Below are 2,298 nucleotides of genomic sequence, written 5' to 3' on the forward strand. Positions count from 1 at the left end.
TCGACGTCGAGGGTGCCCTTGGTGCCGGAGGCGCCGGCGAGCTTGGTGGCCTCGTTGACGAGGGTGTGGAGCTGGGGGTACTTCTCGAAGTGCGGGGGCTTGAAGTAGTCGGTCCACAGCACCCACAGGTGGTGCTTGACCAGCTCGGAGCGCTGCTCCTTGATGATCACCGCGCGGGTGCGGAAGTCGGGGTCGTCGCTGTCCAGAGCCTTGGCGATAACGGCCTTGACGGACTCGGCCTCGATGCGTGCCTGGGCGGGGTCGTAGACGCCGCAGGGCAGGTCGCAGTGGGCAGAGACCTCAATGGTGGAAGCGAAAAGTCGCGCGAACATGCGGGTCCTCTCGAGAGTGTTCATGTGTCCTACGGATTGCGACACTACTCCGCATGGACGAGATCCGGCCGACGGCACCCCATCACTCGGACGCCACGCCTCCGCCAACCGGCCCGCGGTGGGGGATGGCGACCGTCGTGGGCGTCTCCATGGAGCCGTCGCTTCGCGCAGGTGACCGGTTGTGGGTCTCCTATGGACGTACGCCGGTGCTCGGATGCATGGTCGTCGCGCGGCTGGCCGACGGGGCGGTCGTGGTGAAGCGGGCGACGGAGCGGCGTACGACCGCATCCGGCCGCCCGGGATGGTGGCTGCTCTCGGACAACGCGGACGCACCAGGGGTGACCGACTCCCGTCATCGGGGGCCGGTCCCGGACATCGACATCATCGGCGTCGTCGTGGCTCGGCTGTGGCCACGCCCCGGCGTACTGCGGCACGCCTCTGGATGAGACTCTCCGCGACACTGGTCGAGGGCTCCAGATGAGGGCTTCGTCACCTTGTAGGAAACATCAACCGCCACCTCCGCTAACCTATGGGAAACTGCCATCCGGGCATCACATCCCTGTAGATGGCGCCTTGCGCGGCACCACCCTCGGCTCGCGTTCGAACGCCCGACGTCCTGAGTCCGAAGTTTCTGGAGGCCCCCAATGACCGAGTCCACCCTGCCCACCGAGCCGACCACGTACGACGGCGACCCGGTGTTCGAGCTCCACCGTGGCGGGAAGATGGCGATCGCGGCGACCGCATCGGTCGCTGACAAGGCATCGCTGTCGATGGCCTATACCCCCGGCGTCGCGCGGGTCTGCACCGCGATCGCCGAGCGGCCCGAGCTGGCAAACACCTACACCTGGGTGCCCAACACCGTCGCCGTCGTGACCGACGGCACCGCCGTGCTCGGCCTGGGCGACATCGGCCCGGCCGCCGCGATGCCGGTGATGGAGGGCAAGGCCGTGCTGTTCAAGGAGTTCGGTGGGGTCGACTCGATCCCGATCTGCCTGGACACCACGGACGTCGACGAGATCGTCGAGACGGTCATCCGGATGGCGCCGAGCTTCGGTGGCATCAATCTCGAGGACATCTCCGCGCCGCGCTGCTTCGAGATCGAGGACCGTCTCAAGGAGGCGCTCGACATCCCGGTCTTCCACGACGACCAGCACGGCACCGCGGTGGTCACGCTGGCCGCCCTGATGAACGCGCTCAAGCTGACCGGCCGCAAACCGGAGTCGACCCGCGTGGTCATCTCGGGTGCCGGCGCCGCCGGCGTCGCGGTCGCCAAGATCCTGCTCGAGTTCGGTATCGAGGACCTCGTCCTGCTCGACCGGAAGGGTGTCATCTCCTCGACGCGATCGGACCTGACCGAGTCGAAGAAGGCGATCGCCGCGGTGACGGCCGACGTCACCGGCCGCTCCGGCTCGCTGGCCGACGCGCTGACCGGTGCGGATGTCTACGTCGGGGTCTCCGGCGGCACCGTCCCCGAGGAGCTCGTCGCGAGCATGGCCGAGAAGGCGATCATCTTCGCGATGGCCAACCCGAACCCGGAGATCCACCCCGATCTCGCGCACAAGCACGCCAGCATCGTCGCCACCGGCCGCTCGGACTTCCCCAACCAGATCAACAACGTCCTCGCCTTCCCCGGGATCTTCCGGGGTGCGTTCGACGTCCACGCCTCCTCGATCACCGAGGGGATGAAGCTCGCCGCCGCCCAGGCCCTGGCGAGCCTGGTCGAGGACGATCTCTCCGAGGTCAAGATCATCCCCGAGCCCTTCGACCCTCGCGTCGGCCCCGCCGTCGCAGCTGCCGTCGCCGACGCAGCCCGGGCCGACGGCGTAGCCCGCGCCTGACCCACCCAGGGATGCCGAGTCGGCTCCTTCTGACACGTACGGACGTCGAGTCGGCTCGTTCTGACACGTACGGACGTCGAGTCGGCTCCTTCTGACACGTACGGACGTCGAGTCGGCTCGTTCTGACG

At 68.0% G+C, this 2,298-nt stretch carries 3 protein-coding genes; 2 read left to right on the forward strand and 1 reads right to left on the reverse strand.

The features are described 5' to 3' along the window. Positions 1-332, reverse strand: a 332-nt coding sequence (gene sodN / locus ACRDPS_RS13240; protein WP_431502108.1) for a superoxide dismutase, Ni, incomplete at its 3' end; no start/stop codon positions are given. A gap of 53 nt (positions 333-385) precedes the next feature. Here sodN and ACRDPS_RS13245 point away from each other — a divergent pair. Both ACRDPS_RS13245 and ACRDPS_RS13250 read left to right on the forward strand, forming a co-directional pair. Further along, a complete protein-coding gene (locus ACRDPS_RS13245; protein ID WP_431502109.1) occupies positions 386-778 on the forward strand; it encodes a S24 family peptidase in 393 nt (130 codons plus the stop codon). A gap of 198 nt (positions 779-976) precedes the next feature. Then, complete coding sequence (locus ACRDPS_RS13250) at positions 977-2,170, forward strand: NAD(P)-dependent malic enzyme (RefSeq protein ID WP_431502110.1); 1,194 nt, start codon at positions 977-979, stop codon at positions 2,168-2,170. The last annotated feature ends 128 nt before the right edge of the window (positions 2,171-2,298 follow it).

It is taken from the genome of Nocardioides sp. (assembly GCF_050699375.1).
In the GTDB taxonomy this organism is placed as follows: Bacteria; Actinomycetota; Actinomycetes; order Propionibacteriales; family Nocardioidaceae; genus Nocardioides.

Coding starts and splice junctions, on each gene's coding strand:
- ACRDPS_RS13250 (WP_431502110.1), top strand. CDS start 977: ATGACCGAGTCCACCCTGCCCACCGAGCCGACCACGTACGACGGCGAC.
- ACRDPS_RS13245 (WP_431502109.1), top strand. CDS start 386: ATGGACGAGATCCGGCCGACGGCACCCCATCACTCGGACGCCACGCCT.